General features: G+C 51.0%; 1 protein-coding gene. It reads left to right on the top strand.

The genetic code is table 11. The annotated features are described in order from the left end of the window. Positions 1-302: 302 nt before the first annotated feature. The coding region (locus VZT47_RS10550; RefSeq protein WP_330224910.1) for a transglycosylase domain-containing protein at positions 303-1,180 on the top strand (878 nt) is incomplete at its 3' end.

The raw sequence follows: 1,180 nt of genomic DNA, 5'->3' as shown, positions 1-1,180 counted from the left end.
TTCCCCGAAACGATTCCCGATATTCCCGATAATCCCGATTCAAAAGTTTTCAAAGCTTAAGGTTTTCCTATAAAAATAGCGGGCTTCATGATTCTGATGCCCGCACCTTCCCGCAATCCGCAATCCGAAATCCCCAATCCGTCCTTTTGGCACTTGACCGCCACCTTCCCGACAACCCCGATCACACCGATTCAAAAGCCTCTCATCATAAAGTTTCCTTTACGAATGAAACTATTCATCCTACAACCCCACATATGATAGAATAAGAAATATACAAACAAATTTCCAGCGAGGAATCTCCTATGAAGAAACTCTTACTCATCCTTCTCATCCTGGCAGGTGCTGTTTACTGGGGCATGAGCGAAGGAAACGACCTATCCAAAGGCGTGGATAAGCCGCGCACTCCGAAAGCCGTGGCCGCCAAAGGCTCTGCGCCTTCCCAGGAGCAGAAATCCGAAAAAGATGGAATGGTGGAGCTCATCAAAGATATTTCCAATACCATTTTCAATGGCATTTCCAAAGAAGCCACCCCTGCCGGTACGGCAGAGACCGCTGCCCCAAAATCCACGGATAAAGAAAAAAATATTTCTGAAAAAATCCCCACCCGCCAAGAGGCAGCAGCCGAAGTGGAATCGCTCCAGCAGAAATGGAACAATGTGGCCCATTTCACCACGGCCCTGGAATCCCGGATCGACCGGAAGAAATTCGTCCCCGGGGACCAGATTCCGGACCTTCTGAAAAAAGGCATCGTAGCTACCGAAGACAGAAGGTACTATGACCATGGAGCCATCGACCTCATCGGAGTCGGACGGGCTATCATCACCAATGCCATCGCAGGACACACCATGGAAGGCGGGTCCACCATCGCCCAGCAGACAGTAAAAAACATTTTCCTCTCCAATGAACGGACTATGGAGCGGAAAGTGGAAGAACTGGCCCTCGCCATGCAGCTGGAAAAATACTATTCCAAAGACCAGATACTGGAAATATACCTGAATACCATCTACTTCGGCCACGGAGCCTACGGCGTAGGCCCTGCCAGCCGGACCTATTTCGGCAAAGAACCAAAAGACCTTGACCTCTCCCAGTGCGCCATGCTCGCCGGCCTCCCCCAGGCCCCCTCAGCCTATGATCCACTGGACCACCCCCAGGAAGGAGCCAAACGAATGACCATGGTCCT

The sequence above is a fragment of the Dialister sp. genome, from assembly GCF_036343215.1.
Taxonomy (GTDB): domain Bacteria; phylum Bacillota; class Negativicutes; order Veillonellales; family Dialisteraceae; genus Dialister.
This window is presented reverse-complemented; position numbering and strand designations above follow the sequence as displayed.